This window comes from Paenibacillus sp. LBL (genome assembly GCF_029893715.1).
GTDB classification, from domain to species: domain Bacteria; phylum Bacillota; class Bacilli; order Paenibacillales; family Paenibacillaceae; genus Paenibacillus_AQ; species Paenibacillus_AQ glucanolyticus.
Map to the genome: position 1 here is coordinate 339347 of NZ_JARXYU010000001.1, position 19509 is coordinate 358855.

Here is a 19509-nt window from a genome sequence, read left to right on the forward strand (position 1 = left end):
ATGTTAAGGGATGAGCCGCAGAAGCTGGTTTGGGATCAGTTATGGTCTCGTGAAGTGTCATACCACTGGGATTCATTAAGCCAAACGATATACGACAAGATTATCGACATTTCCGGGGGCATTCAAGGAAAACGCATGGTAGAGGCTGGCTCCGGCTCTGGGAAAATCTCGCTTCGTCTGGCCGCTGAGGAAGCAGAGGTTACCCTGGTCGATTATTCGAAGAATGCACTTTATAACAGCCGCAGCGCCTTCTATAGAGCCAAAGTACCGGGCACCTTCATCCTCTCCGATATTAGAGAAATGCAGCTTCCCGACCACCAATTTGATCTGACCTGGAACGCTGGCGTGCTTGAACATTTTGATGAAGATGAGCAAGTAACGATTCTACGGGAAATGATACGGGTCACCAAGCCGGGAGGGACCGTTCTTGTCATTACTCCATTTGCAGAATGCTTGCCCTACCGCGCCGGTAAAGAAGCCGCAGAGCAGCTCGGCACCTGGATGTATGGAACAGAGTATCCTATCTTCTCACTGAAGGATTCATTTGAGCGGAGCGGAATAGCGCTCATTGAAGAGAGCAGCATCGGCTTTTTAAACAGTCTGGATTTTCTTGATTTCATCCAGGATTCTCAGACCGTTAAGCATTGGCTCACGAAGTGGTATCATGGCTTGACGAAGGAAGAAAAGTGCAATGTGCCGGGGTACCTCCTCGTAAGCGTTGGAGTGGTGGGAACCGTGCCAGGTAAAGCCATGTCTTCATTACACCCTTCGCCTGAAACCCAATTATCGCCAGAGGATAAACTTTCCCGTGCTCAGACCATTATCTCCTCCTATCATGCCAAACGGGAGAAAAGCCACTATCTATCCTCCTACAAGGAAGAAGAATCCACCTACTGGTTCCCTCTGCTTGCGATACTGGATTCATTGTTAGTGGCACGAGGTACCAAGGTACTGGACATTGGCGCAGCTTACGGTACACTCTTGATGTACAGCGTCCTGTCGGGAGCCAAGGCATACGGGCTGGATATGATTCCGGATTACTGGTCCGAAGAGTTGGAACAGGATTATGGTGTACGATGGAATCTATGCAATATTGAAGCTGAGGAGATCCCGGGAAAAGAACAATTCGATGTTATTCTGTTCACCGAGATTCTTGAACATATGAATTACAATCCCCTTCCAGTCCTGCGTAAAATAAAGGACAGACTCACTCCCGGCGGAAGCCTGCTCATCTCTACGCCGTGGAAACGTCACTTTGCTCCCAATCAGTACGATCCGGATCTTCTGGATATGCCGTACTATCAGCCTGGTGACGGATTCATAGATGCGGAGATTAAATATTATACGATCGATGAAATGTATGCCCTAGCAGAGAACACAGCGTTTCAAGTGAAATCATTCGAAGTATACAACGGACATCTGCTCGCCTGGTTTGTAAACAAATAACGCTTTACTGTATGAAGCCTCTGATTCCAATCAACTCAAAAAACAATTGATTCTCTTTTGGACAAACAGCAGCCCGGCTCTGGGTAGAGCCGGGCTGCTGCTATCAATCTCTCTATTTAACAGACACGGTAATGGTTACGGATTTGGAATTGTACTGCCCTTTAATCCGCGCAGTTCCTTTGGAGACCGCTTCAATCCGTCCGTTTGTCACTTTGGCAACGCTAGATTTACTGGTCGTCCAAACCGCGCTGTCACCCACACTTGTCTTGGCTCCAGTATCAAATTCTGCTGTCACCGTAACGGTTTTGACATCTCCCGGCTTCAGATCCAGCCTCTTGTCACTTGCGGTCAATTTGGTCAACTTCGGCACAACGTTGACTTTCACCTTAACTTCTTTGCCCTGGTAGGAGCCCGTAATTGTAGCTGTGCCTTCGGCAACGGCTTTAACGGAAGTTTTCGATACCGTCACAAGAGCGGTGTCCGAAGTACTCCAATTCATCTTGGATGATAGGGAAACCGCCTTACCATTGCTGTAGTAACCTGTGACTTTAATCGATTTGGATTTCTTGATATTAAGCTCGATATTCTCAGGCTCCACCACGATTTTTACAACTTCCTGTTCAACGATGACGGGAATTTTTACCTCTTTATTCAGATACGTTCCCTTCAGCGTTGTCGAACCTTTGGTAAGTCCCTTAAGCGTACCATCCTTGATGACAGCTGCGGAGCCAGTCAGTGACCATTCAACCAAGGACGTCACATCCTTCTCTTCGCCATCCTCAAGCACAGCATTGACCTTCGGAAGTGTATTGCTTCTACCCATAACCAGTTGATATTCTTCTACATCAGACAGCAGAACCAGCACTTTCTCATTAACGGTAACAGGCACTGATGCTACTTCTCTGGACCCAATCTTACCGGTGATTGTTGCTGTACCGGCTTCGATGGCTTTGATTTTGCCATCTTCGGTGGTTACGACCTTCTCATCACTGGAGGTCCAGGTTACTGCGCTGCTGAAATCCTGTTCCTCATCGTCCAGAAGCGTTCCTGTCACCTTAGGGAAGGATTTGGATTCGTCTTTCAGCACTTCTACCTTCGAATCGGCTACTTCAAACTTCGTAACCGTTGGATACACTTTCACCGTAAATTCTTTACTGATTCCAAGATGACTTACCTTAATGGTGGAGGTTCCTGAAGATCTGGCTGTAATTACGCCTCCGTTAACGGATACGGCAAGCGGATTCGAAGATGTCCATTCACCCGTGACATCAACGGATTGCGAGGCAGCGTTTCTAACCTTTGCCTTAACCGTAATGGAATCATTCATAAACAGGACCGGATTCTTCACAAAATCCGTTTGATCTAGGATCAAAGCCTCGTATGGATTGCGCACATACACATCCAATTTAGCTGTTGAGCCCAGGTAGCCTACACTGATTGTAGATTTACCCAACGCTACGGGTTTAAGCTTGCCATCTTCTATTGTAGCTACAGAAGTGTTGGAGGATTTCAGTTCTACCTTGTCCGTTACATCCGTACCGGCATCGGTCTCCGATTGTTTAGCTAAAACTTTAAGCTCTACAGGTGCATCGCCAACTAACAGCTCCTGATCCTCACCTGGTACGATAGCAAGCTTTTGGTAAGGTGCAACAACCTTGATCGAATACGAAGCTTTAAGCCCTTTGTATTCCGCAGTAATGGTTACGCTGCCCAGACCTACAAGCGTCAGCTCGCCTTTGCTTACTTTTACTACACTATCATCGGATGTCGTCCACTTTGCTTCCGTGGTTACATCGTTCGTTCCGTCAGCCAACGCTTTAACGGTTAAACCTTCCGTTCCAAGCTTATGCTCTACTTTGTCCGGCTGATCCAGCTTCAGATCATCAATGGCAAATTTGACGTCAACATCAATCGTCTTGATAGCGCCTTTATATTTTGCCGTAATTCTTGCCGTACCTTTCTCCAGTGGAAGAATGAGTCCACCATCAACCTTTACGATCCTTGTGTTGGACGAAGTCCATGTCGATTCATTGGTTACATCCTTCTTCGTAGTTGAACCTTCAATGTTGGCCAATACTCGAAGTTGCTCCGTTGTTTCATTAACGGTTAAGTAAATCTTGCTCTCGTTCGTATCAAATTCAATCGACGTTACGTCCCCGGAGGCGGCGAATACGCTGGTTGGAAAAACCATCGCCAACATCATCACAACGACTAGAAAGATCTTCGTTGTCTTTCTGTTTAAGCTCATTTATTTCTCTCCTTTGTACCTTCTGTCTCGCAGGTATTTTTACCAATCTATCTGTTATATCGACAGTCCCGGTTTAAATCGTTACCTTCCAGAAATAAATTGGGCACAAAGTAGGATATATACCAGTGTCTAAGATTCAGTTCAATTTGATGAGTCTGTAATTGTTCAGCAAATAATGGATGCCGGAATAGATCGTCAAGCCAGCAGCAGCAAGCATTAACCATTCATCAACCTGGATCAGGGTTACGAATTGGAACGGATAGTTATCGAGCAATACAGCTGCGATGGCAACAACCTGAAGCACCATTTTTAATTTACCAAGCTTGTCAGCCGATAAGGCAATGCCCTGCTCCGAAGCTACCATCCTGAGCCCCGTAATAACAAATTCCCGCGCGATGATGACAACGGCTATCCACGTCGCAACCATACCGGATTGAACCATCATGATTAAGGCAACCGATATGAGCAGCTTATCTGCGAGCGGGTCCAGCAGCTTCCCCAAATTCGTGATTTGATTGTATTTCCTGGCGATGTAACCATCCAGCTTGTCTGTAGCCGAAGCAAGAATAAATACAGCTAATGCTATGTAACGTCCATCCTCTTGTATAAATCCGAAAAAACGATGGTTCTCTGTCAACCATAGTGGGTACTCCGCAAAAAAAAGAATAAATAACGGAATCAACAATATCCTGGCTATCGTTATTTTGTTCGCAAGATTCACCGGCTCATCTCCTTCATCCGCAATTGGATTCTTCCTTCGCGTTTATTCGGTTTCGTAAAAGGTCATGTGATCCTTATCCGCCCTGTAATAATCCAGTCTGTCTTGCAAACCGCCTGTATGGAACTCAAACATATGACCATCCGGATCCAGAAAATAAATCGACTTCTTGTCCTTCTCATCCCTTGACCTACCCGGCAGAATCTCCACCTGGAGCGCCTCAAGCCGGAGAAGTGTCGGTTCATAATCATGTTCTTCCATCGAAAAAGCAATATGGGTATACGTTCTATTCGCGGTGCTTCTGTCGACATCTTCTTCATTTAAAGCAATCCACAATCCGTTCAAATCGAAATAGGCAAGCTTCCTTCCCTTAACCAGAAGTTTGGCCTCAAACACGTCCCTGTAAAAAGCGATGGACCGTTCCAATTCCGAAACAGAAAAGCACAGATGGTTAATGACTTGCAGGTTCATGGTTATGCGACCCCATTTCAGATAGAAGATTCTATAATATCCATCCAGTAGATGAAGCGGTTGACGTATCTTCTCGTACTCAGTCTCAATATGCCGATTAAACCAGTAAGCATGATACGGCCTAAGGCCGGCTTTGTTTGTCCTTCGCTAATCTGCGAAACCTGCCAATTGAGGCAATCTGGCCGGATACTGCTTAACCGTCTCTTCCAGAACAATCCCCGTCTTCTCATCCCATATCTCGCTTAATTCAAATGTGCCTTTTTCAAAAAACAAGGGAAACCGACGCTTAAACCAATTCTGCATGGGCAATTTCAATGCCTCTTCCAGGTCCACCCATACCAGCTCCCCTTCGGGAGGATTCTCCAGCAATTCCCCTTCAAAGGAAGTGGCTAAATAATTAAACACCATGTACCGCAGACCTGTATTGGGTTCACACGATTCCTCGAGGCCCTTATAGATGATGTCCTTCACAATCAAACCGGTTTCTTCCCGAACCTCCCGAATCGCTCCGTTCACAATGCTTTCCGGAAAATCCACTTTGCCGCCGGGCGCAATATAACCGGGAAATCCCTTGGCATCCGGTCTATTCATCAGCAGGATTCTGCTTCCGTCTTGTATCATGCACATGGTGTACAACTTCACTTCGGTCTGCAACCTCATCCCTCATTCCTCATTCGTACGGTTCTACGTGGTTATAGTATACAACCGGAAGCTGTTCATTGAAATTCTTCATTTATATCTTCCAGCAGAAATCCACACGAAATGGGAAATCAAGCACCAAAAAAACGAGCAGCTTCGCACATCTGCTCGTTCATATGATTTCATGATAGCCACTACCTAATCATTTGCATTCTCGCTCTTGTCACACTGGATGTGAATTGCCGTGCAAGCGCAGTTAATTCATCCCAAGACTCATTTTCGATGAGTGCCGGTTTCATCAGTGATCCGCCGATACCGGCTGCAACGGCGCCGGCCCGGATGTAATCCTCAATGTTATCCAGATCGACCCCGCCTGTCGGCATCATTTTAATATGGCCTAACGGTCCGCTAACATCTTTAATAAATTTAGGACCTAGTACGGATGCTGGGAATAATTTGACAACATCTGCACCCCATTCCTGTGCTTGCAGCATCTCCGTTGGAGTAAAGACGCCCGGAATCGCAATTTTACCGTAGCGCTTGGCTGCCTTGATGGTCCCTTCGTTTAAGGTTGGAGCAAAAATGAATTCGGCTCCGGCCTGAATCGCCGATCCCGCTGCTTCTGCGTCCAATACGGTTCCGGCTCCTATTACAGCCTGATCCCCATATTTCTTCTTGGCATCTCGTATAACTTGCAAAACATTTGGAGAGTCCATCGTCATTTCAATTCCGGTAACCCCGCCTTCTACAAGCGAGGAAATAACATGCATTACTTTATCCTCGTCCACACGCCGTACAACCGCAATTATGCCGGAATGTAAAAGCTTCTTGAGTTGATCCTGTCCCATCCTGTCACTCCCTATCTCAAAATATCACGCTGATTCATGCTGAAGCTTTCAATAGAGGCACGGTCCGGAAGCCCTTCCACATCACCTTTTACCGTTACTACCATGGCGCCAATAATGGCCCCAAGCTCAACCGCTTCCTTAAGAGGCTTCTGCTCAAGCAGGCCGACCAACAAGCCCGCAGCAAAACCGTCACCTGCACCGACCGGGTCCGTCACCCGTTCTACCTTGTGGCTCGGGCAGAATCCCGCTCCCTCATCCACTGATTCGTAATAAGTGCCGGAGCTTCCATTCTTGATGACCATCTTGGACACTCCTGCTTGTAAAAAATAGTCGGCGATTTGCTTATAATCACTTGTTCCAATTAAAAACTCCGCTTCATCTACACCCGGCATGAAAATATCAGCCTGTCTGGCAATATCCAGCACGATTTCCTTCGCATTCGGTACATGCTTCATTAATTTAAAGCGAAGATTCGGATCGAATGAGAGTTGGATTCCGTTCTCTTTAGCCATACGAATCGCTTCAAAAACGATATCCAGACAGCTTTCGCTCAGAAATGGAGTGATCCCCGTCAGGTGGATCATTTTTGCCTGCCTTACGTAATTCCAATCGATATCCTCTTTCTTCATGCGGCTGGCAGCAGATCCGCTGCGATAATAGTAGACCTGCGTGGAGCCTTCACGAATCTTTTCTTTGATGTAAAGTCCGGTTGGATAGTGACGATCATATCGAACGCATGAGGTATCCACACCTTCACCGCGTATCGAAGATACCAGATATTTTCCAAGCTCGTCATCCCCTACCTGGCTTATCCATCCGGCAGATCTCCCTAATCTGGCTACTCCAATCGCTACGTTGGACTCAGCCCCTCCATGGCGCTTGTTAAACTGGGAAGCATATCTTAAAGGGCCATCGACGGCTGCCTCAAATACGACCATGGTTTCACCAATAGTTACAAGTTCAGGATACACAATATAGACCTCCACTCCAGGTGATCATTTTTTTTTAAGATTATAGAATTTATAAGCTTTCTTGCTACACTGAACAATTCTATAATCGCAAGAAAACCTACCATTGAATCGCGGTCGCTCATCCTTGAATGGCCTCGTTAAAGGTTTTCTTATGCTGCGTTCACCTTTTTATTTTTCTTCAGCTTGCCCCATACGAGAGGCAGAATGAGCGACAAGACGGCAATAATAATAAATCCGAGTGCAATGGGTCTTTCAAGAAAGATACTGTAACTGCCTTCTGACATAACAAGCGAACGTCTGAATTCGCTTTCCGCCATAGGCCCCAGAATCAAGGCCAACACGATTGGCGATGCAGGAAAGCCGTACTTTTTCATAAAATATCCGATAATACCGGCAACAAGCATCGTAAACACGTCAAAAATATTGTTACTGATCGCATAAGCGCCGATTGTGGAAAGAATCAAAATTAAAGGTGCAAGCATTTTCTTCGGAACCAATAGAATTTTGACAAATAACCGGATACCGCTAATCCCAAATATCACCATAAGAATATTCGCAATAATCATTCCGGCAAACAACGTATACACTAGCTCACCACTGGTGGCAAATAACTGTGGCCCTGGCTGAATACCTTGAACTACAAGTGCTCCAAGCAGAATTGCCGCAACCGCATCCCCCGGAATTCCCAGTGTCAATAAAGGAATCATGGCACCACCCGTAACACCATTGTTAGCGGCCTCAGCTGAGACAATCCCTTTAGGATTCCCCTTACCATAAGTCTCTTTCTCTTCTTTTTTCAAAAAACGCTTTCCTTCATTATAAGAAACAAATGCGGCGATATCGGCCCCTGCGCCAGGTATAATCCCGATTATTGTTCCAATAAACCCGGATCGAATCATCGAGAACCAAAGCCTTTTCAATTCATTCCATTTAGGAAGGACATAATTGGCAATAATCTTCTTGATCTTGTCTCCCACGCCAATCTCACCTTCCATAATGACCAAAGCTTCGGAAACGGCAAAAAGTCCAATCATAACGGGAATAAAGGAGAATCCGTTTAACAGAGAAAGCTGGTCGTACGTGAAACGAGGATAACTCGTCATCGGATCCATCCCAATCGTAGAAATCAGGATACCAAACACCCCTGCGATCAACCCTTTTAGAACAGAACCTCCCGATACACTGGAAATAATGCTGAGTCCAAACAAGGCAAGCCCAAACATTTCAGGAGCACTGAAATTTAATGCTACGCCGGCAAGTTGAGGAGCTATCAGAATCAGCATGAGAACACTAATTAACCCACCCACACCTGAAGCAATGGCTGCATACCCCAGAGCCTTACCTGCTTTACCTTGTTTCGTCATGGCATGTCCATCAAGCGCGGTCGCGGCTGACGCCGGCGTGCCAGGTGTATTCAATAGAATAGCTGCAATGGAGCCCCCATAAATGGAGCCGAAGTATACTCCGATCAACAGTAGAACCCCGGTTACAGCATCCATCCCAAATGTGACCGGAAGAAACAACGCAACCCCCATTGTGGCCGTAAGTCCTGGAAGGGCGCCGATGATGATTCCGATAATAACTCCACCAATTAATAGGAGAATCACTTCCGGCTGAAAGACATTCCCCAATCCTTGAAGCAGTAAATCCATACACCAAGCCCTCCTTTAATACAAAATACCGTGCGGAATCGGAACGCTCAGCAAGAATTCAAACACGTAGCTAATTCCGGCGCTGATCAGAACGGACGCCACAATCAATGTTGTCCACTTCCGGATGCCCATCAATATCATCCAAGCCAATGTGACTAAAGCTGATGAAACCGTGAACCCCAACCACTGCACGAACAGGACATAAACCATCATGACGATGATTCCGGTTACAAACAATAAAACCGCAGGCTTCCCTGAAACAGCATAAACCGCTCCGTCTTGTTTCTCTTTCCGGCCTATGAGCAGAATTGATAATACACCTAATGCGCTGGCAGCTATTTTGGGAAAATAGTCGGGTCCAGGTCCCAGACCGTTGGAAGATGGAAACGCATTTGCTGTTAACCATGCATACACAGACAAGATCAATAATCCAAATCCAATCACTCGGTTGGCCATGGTCATGGCTGCACCTCCTCTTGTGATAGAAGGGGCTGGTCATCACTAGCCTCTTCTATCCAATTCATTTGTTGAAGGTTAATTCAATTTCAAAGACGGAATCAAATTTGCAAATAACTGATCTTGTTCTTCCAGCAGTTTCGTGAATCCTTCTCCATTCTCGTAACGGTAACCCAGGTTCATCTTTTTGATCTGCTCTTTAAATTCGTCGCTTTGAGCTGTCTTGCCGAATGACTCCTCAAGAATTTTCACAACATCGTCCGGCGTATCCTTAGGAACAGCCAGTCCACGCCATGTGCCGATCGAAAGATCAATTCCGCTTTCTTTTAGTGTAGGTACATCTGGGAGAGACTCGACACGTTCTTCAGCCATCACACCCAATACTTTAAGCTCACCTGCTTGTACTTGTGTAACAACTTCTGCAGGGCTTACAGAAACTGCATCCACATGTCCTCCCAGCAGGGCCGTTACTGCAGGAGCAGCTCCTTCAAATGGGATGTGATTAAATTGGGCACCCGTTTCTTTCTCAAAAGCAGCGGCGGCCAAATGCCAGATCGCACCCGTTCCCGAGTTCCCGACCTTTAATTTTTTTTCTTTTGTAGCTGCGATAAATTCTTCTAACGTATTCCATGGTGCATCTGCTTTTACTGTGATAGCGCCTGAATCTTCATTTAATAGCGCAATCGGTTTGAAATCCGTATGAGAAAATTGAGCTAAACCGGAGTGCGGTAATGTAAGCAATTCAACGGTTACCATGGATACCTTATAGCCATCTGCTTTTGCCTTGGCACCGTTCTGCATACCAACCGCTCCACCGCCACCTTCCATATTCACAACGGCAATGGACTGACCCAGGTCATTCTTAGCCATATCTGCAAAGGAACGAGCCACGGTATCCGTTCCTCCTCCTGCAGCATAAGGTACAATGAGTTCTACAGGTTTACTCGGAAAGTTGCTGCCCTTGCCGGTTTCACTCGAGCCAGACTTTGCTGAATCATTCCCGCCGCATGCGGTTAAAACAACGAACATCGCCAGTAAAATCAAACCAAATTTGTACTTTTTCATAAGAACTCCCCTTTTATTATTTTTATGATTTAGGTGGATTGAAACCCATTTTTCTCGAAATCGCCAGGGCTGTTTCTTTAGTCCACGGAATGTATTCACGTAGAATATCATCCGACATTCTGGTGATGGGACCCGTAATGCTGATGGCATAACGAGATTTTTGCGTGTGGTCGAAGATAGGTGCCGCAACACAGCGTATCCCTCTCTCATGCTCTTCATTATCGTACGCAAATGCGTTGGCCCGAATGGTTTGGAACTCTTGCTTTAGATCTTCCAGTGTGGTCAAGGTATACTCGGTAAATGGCTGCATCATAACTCCTGCAAGAAGCTGATCCACCTCATCCTCCGGTAAATAAGCCAAAATCGCTTTACCAACCCCTGTGCAATACAATGGGCCTCTGCGACCAATTTGTGAGTAAATCCGGATAGTTGAAGCGTTTTCAACCTTATCGATGTATAACACTTCATTCCCGTCAAGCATGACAAGGTGCACGATTTCGCCCGTATCTCTACTTAATTTTTCGATCAATGGTCTGGCGATATCCACAATCTTTAGATTCTCGGTAACGACCTCAGCCATTTCAATAAACTTCAATCCCAAGCTGTAGATGCTATCCTTTCCCGTCTTCTGAACATAATCCTGCTCTTCAAGCGAAGCTAACAACCGATGTGCCGTACTCTTTGCTACGTCCAGCTTTTGGGCGATTTCTGTAACACCTAAACCTCCGGGATTCAATTTCAGAAACTCCAGTATATCCAGCGCCCTAGTTACTGACTGAATCAATTCATGGCCCCCTTTTTATCTCGTTCCTTAATACGGAACATCATTCCTTAATGTGGTTTTGTTTAATTATAAGAATAAACTGAAAGCGCTGTCAATAGTTTTGATCTAAAAAACCTTGTTCTATTATGTTACAAAAGCCTTCGACTTCGTGTATCAACCAACCGCTGCGTGTTGGATCCTCGCTCTCTTTTCCAAAGAAAAGGTTTCCAGAACATTCACTATATAGAAAAAGACCATAGCATCTTCTGCTTTGGTCTTTTTGAAGAGATAAGAAAGTATAAACTTTAGAGGCTTACCCCCTGATCTCGCAAGAAAAAACTTCCGCTTTACGCGGCCATTCTCATCTCTGGCTGATATCCGCTATACAGCATATAACCCGCGCTCGATGATTGGCCCCCCTGAACCTGAAACGGCTCCATGCTGCCAATGGCCGAAACTTCACTGTTATTCCACTGGATCAGTCTTACAACAGCTTCAATATCACCTGATTGATATGCCTCGGCCAATGCCTGTAGATTCAAGCTGGTCTCTTCCTCTTCCGGCATGGTTAATCCGTGTTCCTCTTCTTCTATGTCCAAGGATTGCAGCACTTTATGTGCACGATGAAGAGCCGCTTTCACTGCCCCATCCGTCGTTTGCAGCATGTTTGCCGTTTCCGAAACGGAATATTCATACACATCACGAAGCACCACCACCGTTCGCTGCAGTGGGGACAAATGCTCCATCAGCCATTGAAAAGCGAACTCGATGTTCAGTTTGCTGTCCTCATTCGATGGTTCTTCTCTCGGTAAGATATGCTCCAGCTTCTCATCAAGAATTCGTCTGTAGGTCAGATCCCGGCGTATCCGGTCAATCCATGTATTCTTGGCAATCCGGAGCAGCAGGGCCTCAGGATTGACATGGTTCCGCTGCTTCAAATGCTCGAGTGCTTTGATCCATGTGTCCTGCACCAGATCATCCGTATCCCATGAGGAGTTTGTGAGGGACAGACAGTACCTGTGCAGCATCGCGTTCAGCTCCGCCAAGCCCTGATCCCCCGGCGAGGTGACACTCGGTCGATAGATCGTCATCAGAAGCCAACTCCCTTCCTTCTCTCGGTAAGATATCTTATATGTAAACGAACGAGGTCTGCCTTTCGTTACTCTCATATCCATCATTTATTTCTTGCTTCCTCCGTATCTTTTGCAGCTGCCTCTTCGTTTACTTGCTGAATCAAGAAAACCTAACGAATATGGAGGATGGAAACCATGAATATTGTTCCTTATGTTGTTGAGCAGACCAATCGGGGCGAACGATCCTACGATATTTATTCCAGATTGCTGAAGGATCGGATTGTGTTTGTCGGTGCAGCCATTGATGATGCAATCGCTAACAGCATTATTGCACAATTGCTGTTCCTGGCAGCTGAAGATCCGGAGAAGGATATCCATATGTATATCAACAGTCCAGGCGGCTCCGTGTCCGCGGGCTTTGGCATCTACGATACCATGCAGATTATTAAACCTCAAGTGAGCACCATCTGTACGGGATTTGCCGCTTCTTACGGTGCAATCCTTCTGCTGGCTGGAGCCACAGGCAAGCGACTCGCACTGCCTAACAGCGAGATTATGATCCATCAGCCGCATGGTGGAGTGCAAGGGCAGGCAACCGATATTGCCATTACAGCCAAACGCATCATAAAAACCCGCGAGAAGCTGGCACATATTATATCGGAGCGAACAGGTCAGTCCGTGGAGCGTGTCGAAATGGATATGGAGCGGGATTACTTTATGTCCGCACAAGAAGCGAAGGATTACGGGATCATCGATGATATCGTCACCAACCTGTGACGATGGAACGAAAGGCATGAACAGGTTCTGCGAAGCACCCGTTATATATTCTATTCACAAGGAGTGAAATCAGGTATGCTGAAAAGTTTGCTGAATCAACAAGTGACCCTTTATTTTACGGATGGAAGTTATGTGCGGAGCGGCACGCTTGAAGAGGTGGGAGAACAGTTCATCCGATACAAGGATGAATATGACATGCTGTATGTACCGTTAACTGCCATCCGCTACGTATCGGTGAATACGAAGGAAAGAGACAAACCACGAGTTGGATTTACGCCATCTTCCTGATGGGAATACAAGAACCGCATGGGCTTCTTCACGCTCATGCGGTTCTGTTCGTATGGCTGTTTATTTTATCAATTATGAATGACAACACTCGCTGCATACAGACATCATTCTTCTCCCTCTTATGGAAACCGATAAATTGCAGGGCATGTATGACGGAATAGAAATCAATCAGCTCCCGCAACTCCTGATCCGCTCCCCACTGCCTGCACAGCTCCTCCACATAAGGCATACCCTGATCTCCAATGTCAAAGACAACCGCTGTTTGCGTGAGAGCAATCATGTACAGCGGATCTCCGTAACATACCCAATCGAAATCCACGATGCCCTGCAGCTTGCCCTCATGTACGATCACGTTCTTAATCGTGAGATCATCCAGAAAACAGACAGGCTCCACCTGGTTGAGATAAGGCTCGTAATGCTGTTTTATTACCTGGAGTTGGTTAACGGCCTCTGATGACACATCATCGGTTATATTCCCCAAATGACTCTCAAGATTGCGCTCAATGATCTGTGCCCATGATGAAAATGGACCCTGCTCACCGATGGGAACCCATCCAAATCCCTTGCCCTTGGGAAGCTCGGCTACCTTGCGCTCATATGAAATGATTTGGCCTGCGAGAACGGCCAATTGTTCATGTGTCATTCCCTCCAGCTCATAGCGCAGATCCTGACCGGGAAAGCGTTCCAGTATCATATAGGCGTACGTCTCCTTCTCAAGAGAGACATCATGATGAATGACTTTCGGTACCGGTAAGCTCAAAGAGGAGAGAATCTCCATATTCTTCGCTGTAAACTCCAGAATTCCGGGCTTGTGATTGGTTCTAAGCATAATTTGTTCGTGTGGAAAAGTCACGCTGTACACCTGGTTGGTGTGACCGAATGACATGAGTTTCATTCTTAACGGTCGGCGGCCATAAAGCTTCGCCATAAGCTCTTCCAAATTCATCTCAAACACCTGCCTCGATGGGTTACTTGTTCGCTTCCCGAATCCGTCCCAGTTGTCTGATGTGAAGAGTTTCATGGATTGCGATAAAATGGGCCCACTGATTCGCGTTCATCTCGAAACCGAAGGGATGCGGGTAACGCAGGTCATTGGTATTCCGCTCGGCCAGTCTCGCAATGATCTCCTTCGTTGTGTCCCGGACCTGATTCAGCTTATCCATCGCTTCTTCATAGGACAATGTACCGCTAGGCACGGCTGCTTTAGGCGCTTCTATCTTTTTGCCGATGATGCCGCTGTTTTGCAGCACTTCGCTTACATCCGTCAGCTTCTCATCCCATGGCTCCGAGGGCAGGGCAGGCTCCTTCTCCAGCATCTGCCGAAGCTGATACTGAATCATTCCTTCAAGCTTGCCCAAATGCTCCACCACCTCGGTTACGCTCCAGCCGTCCGGAACTTCACGCAGCTCCTTCTCATCCGCTCCGAAAGACCCCAGCACCATCATTAATTTCTGCCGAACCTGATCCATAAAAGGTACAATATCCTGAAAATTCACTATCAATATCTCCTCCAACTCATTCACTATCCCTCTATATAAACACAGAGCGCTGCCGCTGCATCACTTGTCCCGAGAATATTCCAAGAAGCACCGAATACAGCTAAACAAGTGAAGGAATTTATGAATGATCGCTTCATCATGTAGCAGGTATGTACTATATAAGGATTTTAAAGATCCACATAATGTTCAACAACAGGGAACGGATCGTAGAAGTGATGCAGGAGATTTTTCCATTCCTGATATTCAGCCGATCCTCTGAAACCTGTCGTATGGTCCTCCAGCGTCTCCCATTTTACCAATAGAATATACTTATGATCATCTTCCAGACACCGTTTCAAGTCATGATGGACATAACCCTTCATCTTAGAGATGATCCCTGACGCCAACTCGAAATTACGTTCAAAATCATCCGTTAGCCCTGTTCTCACCTGCAGTATCGCTACTTCAAGTATCATAGAATTCCTCCTTGGTCATAGTGGGTTAGCTGGTTTCTAGTTGCCTTATCCCTGATATTCGAAATCAGCAGAAGCTTGAAACGCAAATACCCCATTCTCGTCAGCTTCCAAACGATATATCTTATGAACTGCGTTCAGGTTCAGCCTTCCATAGATATGCGGGAACAACTGATGCAATCCATACAAGTCCTCGTATACAATCTCAGCATCCACATCATCTTCTTGAATGCCCAGAACGAATAGATCCGCTGTTCCCTTATAAAGCGTGTTGGCTACTCCGCTGACTTGCTCCTCTGTTGAGCAATGAATAAATTGATCCGTATGTAAACTGTGCGGCTCGTATACTCCTTGCTGCTGTGCTTCCGTCCATGCTTCCATCGAAATAATATGATAGATCACTCCATCCAGTCCCCCTGTCCATATTTTCGTATATCTTGACACATCATCATTCACGATGTTTCCTTCGCTATATATTCATCCTGTTCAACATCCTGGATGGTTACCATATGGACGGATTCGCCTAATGAGGATGCCAGCCGCTCGTTAATGAACACCGCGCATGCTTGCTCATCAATGCCGAGACCACGCTGTACTTTTTTCGCCTTCATACCCTCTAGCAGATTAGTCTGATCGCCCCACTCCGTATGATGAACGCTGATCAAAATATTGGAGAGCAGGCCTACACCCTGTTTAAACAGCATTACGCTCTGCTCATTATCAAGTGGGGAAATGAGGCAAATCTCGGGAAGAATTAAGGCGCCTGCCGAATTCCCTGCAATCGGAACCCCGTTTTCATAACGGTCGATTAACAGCTCTTTGAAGGCACCCGTCGCATAGTAGTGATGGTATTTTTCCGTATCTCCCCCACCGATAAAAATTCCCGTGGCGCGAGAAAGGACCTGCTCCGCGTGCTCCATATCCAAATGCCCTTCCGCATCAGGAACGATCACCTGTACATCGTGAGCACCCGACTCCCTCCACGTCTGTTGAAACAGCGGAACATATTCCTCCCAGCCCGGTCTGTTCATGATGCACAAGGCAATCGTGGCGTCGGAACCTCCCGCTTGCTCTATGAACTGTCTGTTCGCCTCTGCTTGGAAGGAGTTCCCTCCGAGCAGATATACATATCGTTCTCTCATCATAGCACCCCTCTCTATTCCTTTTTCTGTGCTCGCTTGTAAACATAGTACAGCAGCACCGAGATAAAATAAATCGGTAGGATGATGATGCCTAACACAGCACTCCATAATACTATGGGAAGCAGATCGCGATCAGTTATACTATCGTAATTCATATAACCGTACACAATCCAAACCAGCCATACCATCGTGACGGCATATCCTATTTTATAAGGTAATCTCACAGCATTCACATCCTAGAAGTTGATTGGGACATTAGAATTTCGAGTGCAACAAATCGGAAAAGGCATGCTGGTTATATTCCAGCCACTCTCTTCTCTTCAAAAGCTGCTTCAACATCAACCGAAAATAAGGGGCGATGCTCCGGCCGGCATAATGTTGTCCAATATAGATGCTTAATAGTGATACGTAATATATCTGCATAACATACGGAATCCACTGAATCTCCGCAGGGGTTAATGTCATATATTTTCGATATTCATCCAAAAACAGCTCTATCTTCTCAAAAGTTTGGTCTTCAAATTGAAGGAGATGATTTAAACAGATCGTTAGTTCCCAAATACGAATATCGTTAGCGGCAAAATCAAAATCCAATACCCCGCTGATCTTCCTGAATTGAGGCTCGATCAAGAGATTAAAGATGAGAATATCATGGTGGACAATTTGTTTAGGCAGAAGATTGAGTTCAGGCGCGTGCCTGTAAATATTCTGGTAATACGCCTGGATAATAGCAATCTGATCGGCATCAATTGCAAAGGGAGGACTGGACAGAAATTCATGGATGCTCTTCTGATACGACAGCGGATGAAGGCTGTAAGGGTCATGAAATGCGATAGTAGGACGAACCGAATCAACGGGTACCGATGAGAATTGCTGAAGGGCATACGAAATTTCTCCAACCGTCTGTCCATAACTAAGCACATCCGAATTTCTTAATAAATCTGGAACCTCACCCTCAATAAACCGGGTTATGGAGCCTAAAGAACCATCCGACAGAATAACATACTTCGAGCCATCCTTGCTCGAGAGGAACCCTGGAACACCAAACGATAAAGAGCAATGTTCCAAATAAGCTGTTAATTCCACCTCAAACTGTAATCTTTCTTCATTTTTAGTATGACGATTATATATTCTTGCAACATATTTGCTTTGGTTCAGTACAACAATTCTGGAGTCATTCGTCATGCCAAATGGCACATTGCCCATAGAATGCACAGGCTCATTAAAATAATGCTGCAGCAGCTCTTGAAATAAGTGCTCCATTGTCTACCCCTCTTTATTGTCCAGAACATGGCCTTTAGGATCAATCTCATAAACTCCGTCTTCATTCATGGCTTCACTCTGCAATAATCCTGGTATGCCTGATTGTTATCCGACACATGGCCTTACTTCGTTCCTCCCATTCCCATGCTCAAGATATTATAGGTTTATCTACCCGAGAGGTCTTGTTGTCTTATGGCATAAGCCAGCTTATACAGGTCCGCAATATCCTGCCTGCCCGTTTCTTCAAATCTTTGAACCGCCACATCCAATTCGACCGCCTCCACAGCGATCACCTGCTCGCCGTCTTCAGGATTCAGCGGTTCCCCGACGATGCATACATCCCCGTAGCCAACCAATCTGACAAAGCGCGGGTGAGGGATATGCGGACGGTACGGGGTCTTGCAACTGGATTCACAACGAAACTGGCCGAAGACTCGGTACGACTCCAGTTCTGCACCAAGCTCCTCCCTCACCTCCCGTCGCAGCGCGTCCAAATATCGCTCCCCGGGCTCCAGCGTACCTCCTGGAAGCTCCCAGCTTCCATCCGCCACTTGAAAGACAACGCAGCGATTTCCGGTAAACGGAATAATCGTGACATTGCTCACCTTCGACTCATCAATATCTTCGTCTAAATCAAACCTGGCCTTCACAACACCCCAATGGATATCATTCGATAACGCCCGATAGGAGCTTAAATCCGTATTTATTCTCATGCGCTGTTCCCTTTCGCTCTATGCTAAAATTCATGCTTGCTTTACTCCACGTTATACTCGCGAACCATGAGCACTTGCTCCATTCCAGCGTTAAATCCAAGCTCCGTCAGAACTTCCACCAGTTCCTTATGGGAGGCCCGGATATTGAACGCGGATCGCTTGCAGGCATGTCCAGGCTGCATGATCTCAAGCACTGCCCTCTTAAGGACCCCTTTTGCGTCAGGATGTCCGGGAGCTGCCTCACAGCGAAATAGTGTGATTGCAGTCAAACTTCCGGCAGCGTCAAACACTCGCTTAAACAATCCGTAACCCGCGAGCTTTTCTTCCTTATATACAAAAACACACTCACCATCCCTAATATTGGAGGCGTCTGTCTGCCAGACTTCGCCGGGCAGATAGAAGGCGGCGGAGGCGACCTCAGCGGCCTGGCCTCTGACCAAAGTATATGTTGAAGCTGCATTCTGAACATTAAGCTCCTCAAGCGACTGCTCATTCGACATGATAAGCAGCCGGTCAATGATTACATATCCGACACTTTGATAGAGTCGGATCGCTGCTGTATTCGTGCTGATAGCCTCTAGATAGGCACGATGTACGCCTTGCTTCTCGTAAAGCTCCGAGTTTTTCTCCATCATGGATTTGCCGAGCCCTTTGCCCCGAAAATCCGGAGCGATGGCGGTACCGCTGTTACGTGCAAGCTTAACGCCATCAAACTCACGGAAGCTGTTCATGACGATGCCTGCCGCAGCCCCATCCACATAACAAGCGAGAGATTCCTCCAAACTTAAGCCATCATTTCCGATTCGAGCAATGAAACGCTCCAGCGGCATCGAGGCATTCACGATGTATCCTTCAAACGATTGGTTCCATAGCTCCGAGGCATCCCGAATCGGAAGCTCGCTAAGGGGTTTATAGGTAATCATGGTTTATTTCCTCCTGCTCCATAGGCATGGATAATGCGAAACGGTTCAGACGCAAAATTTCATTCCATTTAAAAACATGCAGGAAGAGCACCTGAGCTGTAA

At 46.4% G+C, this 19509-nt stretch carries 23 protein-coding genes; 3 read left to right on the forward strand and 20 right to left on the reverse strand.

Going from position 1 to position 19509, the window contains the following annotated elements; all coding sequences use genetic code 11:
• Window positions 1-1446 (forward strand): methyltransferase domain-containing protein, encoded by a 1446-nt coding sequence (locus M2277_RS01645; RefSeq protein ID WP_280753980.1) that lies wholly within the window; start codon window positions 1-3, stop codon window positions 1444-1446.
• 112 nt (window positions 1447-1558) lie between these two features.
• Here M2277_RS01645 and M2277_RS01650 read toward each other — a convergent pair whose 3' ends face one another.
• From M2277_RS01650 to M2277_RS01700, 11 genes are all read right to left on the reverse strand, one after another.
• Window positions 1559-3694, reverse strand: coding sequence for a hypothetical protein (locus M2277_RS01650; RefSeq protein ID WP_063480102.1), 2136 nt, complete (start codon window positions 3692-3694; stop codon window positions 1559-1561).
• A 136-nt stretch (window positions 3695-3830) separates the two neighbouring features.
• On the reverse strand, window positions 3831-4415 hold the full coding sequence (gene pgsA / locus M2277_RS01655; RefSeq protein ID WP_036641855.1) for a CDP-diacylglycerol--glycerol-3-phosphate 3-phosphatidyltransferase: 585 nt from the start codon (window positions 4413-4415) through the stop codon (window positions 3831-3833).
• 42 nt (window positions 4416-4457) lie between these two features.
• Window positions 4458-4883: a metallothiol transferase FosB gene (fosB, locus tag M2277_RS01660; protein WP_063480104.1), complete on the reverse strand. Its 426-nt coding sequence runs from the start codon at window positions 4881-4883 to the stop codon at window positions 4458-4460.
• Window positions 4884-5030: 147 nt separating this feature from the next.
• A complete protein-coding gene (locus M2277_RS01665) occupies window positions 5031-5543 on the reverse strand; it encodes an 8-oxo-dGTP diphosphatase (RefSeq protein ID WP_063480105.1) in 513 nt (170 codons plus the stop codon).
• 173 nt (window positions 5544-5716) lie between these two features.
• Window positions 5717-6370, reverse strand: a complete 654-nt coding sequence (locus M2277_RS01670) for a bifunctional 4-hydroxy-2-oxoglutarate aldolase/2-dehydro-3-deoxy-phosphogluconate aldolase (protein WP_063480106.1) — start codon at window positions 6368-6370, stop codon at window positions 5717-5719.
• 11 nt (window positions 6371-6381) lie between these two features.
• A complete protein-coding gene (locus M2277_RS01675) occupies window positions 6382-7341 on the reverse strand; it encodes a sugar kinase (RefSeq protein ID WP_231888202.1) in 960 nt (319 codons plus the stop codon).
• A 149-nt stretch (window positions 7342-7490) separates the two neighbouring features.
• On the reverse strand, window positions 7491-8993 hold the full coding sequence (locus M2277_RS01680; RefSeq protein ID WP_280753981.1) for a tripartite tricarboxylate transporter permease: 1503 nt from the start codon (window positions 8991-8993) through the stop codon (window positions 7491-7493).
• Between the two features lie 15 nt (window positions 8994-9008).
• Window positions 9009-9455, reverse strand: a complete 447-nt coding sequence (locus M2277_RS01685) for a tripartite tricarboxylate transporter TctB family protein (RefSeq protein WP_006211514.1) — start codon at window positions 9453-9455, stop codon at window positions 9009-9011.
• 72 nt (window positions 9456-9527) lie between these two features.
• Window positions 9528-10514 (reverse strand): tripartite tricarboxylate transporter substrate binding protein, encoded by a 987-nt coding sequence (locus tag M2277_RS01690; protein WP_280753982.1) that lies wholly within the window; start codon window positions 10512-10514, stop codon window positions 9528-9530.
• A 22-nt stretch (window positions 10515-10536) separates the two neighbouring features.
• The gene (locus M2277_RS01695; protein WP_006211516.1) at window positions 10537-11298 is read right to left on the reverse strand and encodes an IclR family transcriptional regulator; all 762 of its coding nucleotides are present in this window, start codon (window positions 11296-11298) and stop codon (window positions 10537-10539) included.
• A 326-nt stretch (window positions 11299-11624) separates the two neighbouring features.
• Window positions 11625-12368, reverse strand: a complete 744-nt coding sequence (locus tag M2277_RS01700) for an RNA polymerase sigma factor (RefSeq protein ID WP_280753983.1) — start codon at window positions 12366-12368, stop codon at window positions 11625-11627.
• 177 nt (window positions 12369-12545) lie between these two features.
• Here M2277_RS01700 and clpP point away from each other — a divergent pair, with 177 nt between their 5' ends.
• Together clpP and M2277_RS01710 are read left to right on the forward strand one after the other, a co-directional pair.
• Window positions 12546-13127, forward strand: a complete 582-nt coding sequence (gene clpP / locus M2277_RS01705; protein ID WP_006211518.1) for an ATP-dependent Clp endopeptidase proteolytic subunit ClpP — start codon at window positions 12546-12548, stop codon at window positions 13125-13127.
• A gap of 75 nt (window positions 13128-13202) precedes the next feature.
• Entirely contained in the window at window positions 13203-13415 is a 213-nt protein-coding gene (locus tag M2277_RS01710; protein WP_006211519.1) for a hypothetical protein, read from the forward strand.
• Between the two features lie 34 nt (window positions 13416-13449).
• On the opposite strand, the gene M2277_RS01715 is transcribed toward M2277_RS01710, so the two are convergent.
• From M2277_RS01715 to M2277_RS01755, 9 genes are all read right to left on the reverse strand, one after another.
• Entirely contained in the window at window positions 13450-14361 is a 912-nt protein-coding gene (locus tag M2277_RS01715; RefSeq protein ID WP_280753984.1) for a phosphotransferase family protein, read from the reverse strand.
• A 22-nt stretch (window positions 14362-14383) separates the two neighbouring features.
• Window positions 14384-14911: a DinB family protein gene (locus tag M2277_RS01720; RefSeq protein ID WP_006211521.1), complete on the reverse strand. Its 528-nt coding sequence runs from the start codon at window positions 14909-14911 to the stop codon at window positions 14384-14386.
• Between the two features lie 170 nt (window positions 14912-15081).
• A complete protein-coding gene (locus tag M2277_RS01725) occupies window positions 15082-15369 on the reverse strand; it encodes an antibiotic biosynthesis monooxygenase family protein (protein ID WP_076150845.1) in 288 nt (95 codons plus the stop codon).
• 45 nt (window positions 15370-15414) lie between these two features.
• The gene (locus M2277_RS01730) at window positions 15415-15768 is read right to left on the reverse strand and encodes a DUF952 domain-containing protein (RefSeq protein WP_036641816.1); all 354 of its coding nucleotides are present in this window, start codon (window positions 15766-15768) and stop codon (window positions 15415-15417) included.
• Between the two features lie 50 nt (window positions 15769-15818).
• Window positions 15819-16511, reverse strand: coding sequence for a Type 1 glutamine amidotransferase-like domain-containing protein (locus M2277_RS01735; protein ID WP_280753985.1), 693 nt, complete (start codon window positions 16509-16511; stop codon window positions 15819-15821).
• Window positions 16512-16522: 11 nt separating this feature from the next.
• On the reverse strand, window positions 16523-16732 hold the full coding sequence (locus tag M2277_RS01740) for a hypothetical protein (RefSeq protein ID WP_234973042.1): 210 nt from the start codon (window positions 16730-16732) through the stop codon (window positions 16523-16525).
• Window positions 16733-16763: 31 nt separating this feature from the next.
• Window positions 16764-17771 (reverse strand): phosphotransferase enzyme family protein, encoded by a 1008-nt coding sequence (locus M2277_RS01745; protein ID WP_006211526.1) that lies wholly within the window; start codon window positions 17769-17771, stop codon window positions 16764-16766.
• Window positions 17772-17935: 164 nt separating this feature from the next.
• Window positions 17936-18484 (reverse strand): NUDIX hydrolase, encoded by a 549-nt coding sequence (locus M2277_RS01750; RefSeq protein WP_006211527.1) that lies wholly within the window; start codon window positions 18482-18484, stop codon window positions 17936-17938.
• A 41-nt stretch (window positions 18485-18525) separates the two neighbouring features.
• Window positions 18526-19407, reverse strand: a complete 882-nt coding sequence (locus tag M2277_RS01755; RefSeq protein WP_280753986.1) for a GNAT family N-acetyltransferase — start codon at window positions 19405-19407, stop codon at window positions 18526-18528.
• Window positions 19408-19509 lie beyond the last annotated feature (102 nt).

Excerpts from the sequence above, each read along its gene's own strand:
- M2277_RS01700 (WP_280753983.1), bottom strand. The coding sequence starts at position 12,368 with ATGACGATCTATCGACCGAGTGTCACCTCGCCGGGGGATCAGGGCTTG.
- M2277_RS01725 (WP_076150845.1), bottom strand. The coding sequence starts at position 15,369 with ATGATACTTGAAGTAGCGATACTGCAGGTGAGAACAGGGCTAACGGAT.
- M2277_RS01745 (WP_006211526.1), bottom strand. The coding sequence starts at position 17,771 with ATGGAGCACTTATTTCAAGAGCTGCTGCAGCATTATTTTAATGAGCCT.
- M2277_RS01680 (WP_280753981.1), bottom strand. The coding sequence starts at position 8,993 with ATGGATTTACTGCTTCAAGGATTGGGGAATGTCTTTCAGCCGGAAGTG.
- M2277_RS01710 (WP_006211519.1), top strand. The coding sequence starts at position 13,203 with ATGCTGAAAAGTTTGCTGAATCAACAAGTGACCCTTTATTTTACGGAT.
- M2277_RS01750 (WP_006211527.1), bottom strand. The coding sequence starts at position 18,484 with ATGAGAATAAATACGGATTTAAGCTCCTATCGGGCGTTATCGAATGAT.
- M2277_RS01650 (WP_063480102.1), bottom strand. The coding sequence starts at position 3,694 with ATGAGCTTAAACAGAAAGACAACGAAGATCTTTCTAGTCGTTGTGATG.
- fosB (WP_063480104.1), bottom strand. The coding sequence starts at position 4,883 with ATGAACCTGCAAGTCATTAACCATCTGTGCTTTTCTGTTTCGGAATTG.
- M2277_RS01690 (WP_280753982.1), bottom strand. The coding sequence starts at position 10,514 with ATGAAAAAGTACAAATTTGGTTTGATTTTACTGGCGATGTTCGTTGTT.
- M2277_RS01755 (WP_280753986.1), bottom strand. The coding sequence starts at position 19,407 with ATGATTACCTATAAACCCCTTAGCGAGCTTCCGATTCGGGATGCCTCG.
- M2277_RS01685 (WP_006211514.1), bottom strand. The coding sequence starts at position 9,455 with ATGACCATGGCCAACCGAGTGATTGGATTTGGATTATTGATCTTGTCT.
- M2277_RS01665 (WP_063480105.1), bottom strand. The coding sequence starts at position 5,543 with ATGAGGTTGCAGACCGAAGTGAAGTTGTACACCATGTGCATGATACAA.
- M2277_RS01645 (WP_280753980.1), top strand. The coding sequence starts at position 1 with ATGTTAAGGGATGAGCCGCAGAAGCTGGTTTGGGATCAGTTATGGTCT.
- M2277_RS01715 (WP_280753984.1), bottom strand. The coding sequence starts at position 14,361 with ATGAATTTGGAAGAGCTTATGGCGAAGCTTTATGGCCGCCGACCGTTA.
- M2277_RS01670 (WP_063480106.1), bottom strand. The coding sequence starts at position 6,370 with ATGGGACAGGATCAACTCAAGAAGCTTTTACATTCCGGCATAATTGCG.
- clpP (WP_006211518.1), top strand. The coding sequence starts at position 12,546 with ATGAATATTGTTCCTTATGTTGTTGAGCAGACCAATCGGGGCGAACGA.
- M2277_RS01735 (WP_280753985.1), bottom strand. The coding sequence starts at position 16,511 with ATGATGAGAGAACGATATGTATATCTGCTCGGAGGGAACTCCTTCCAA.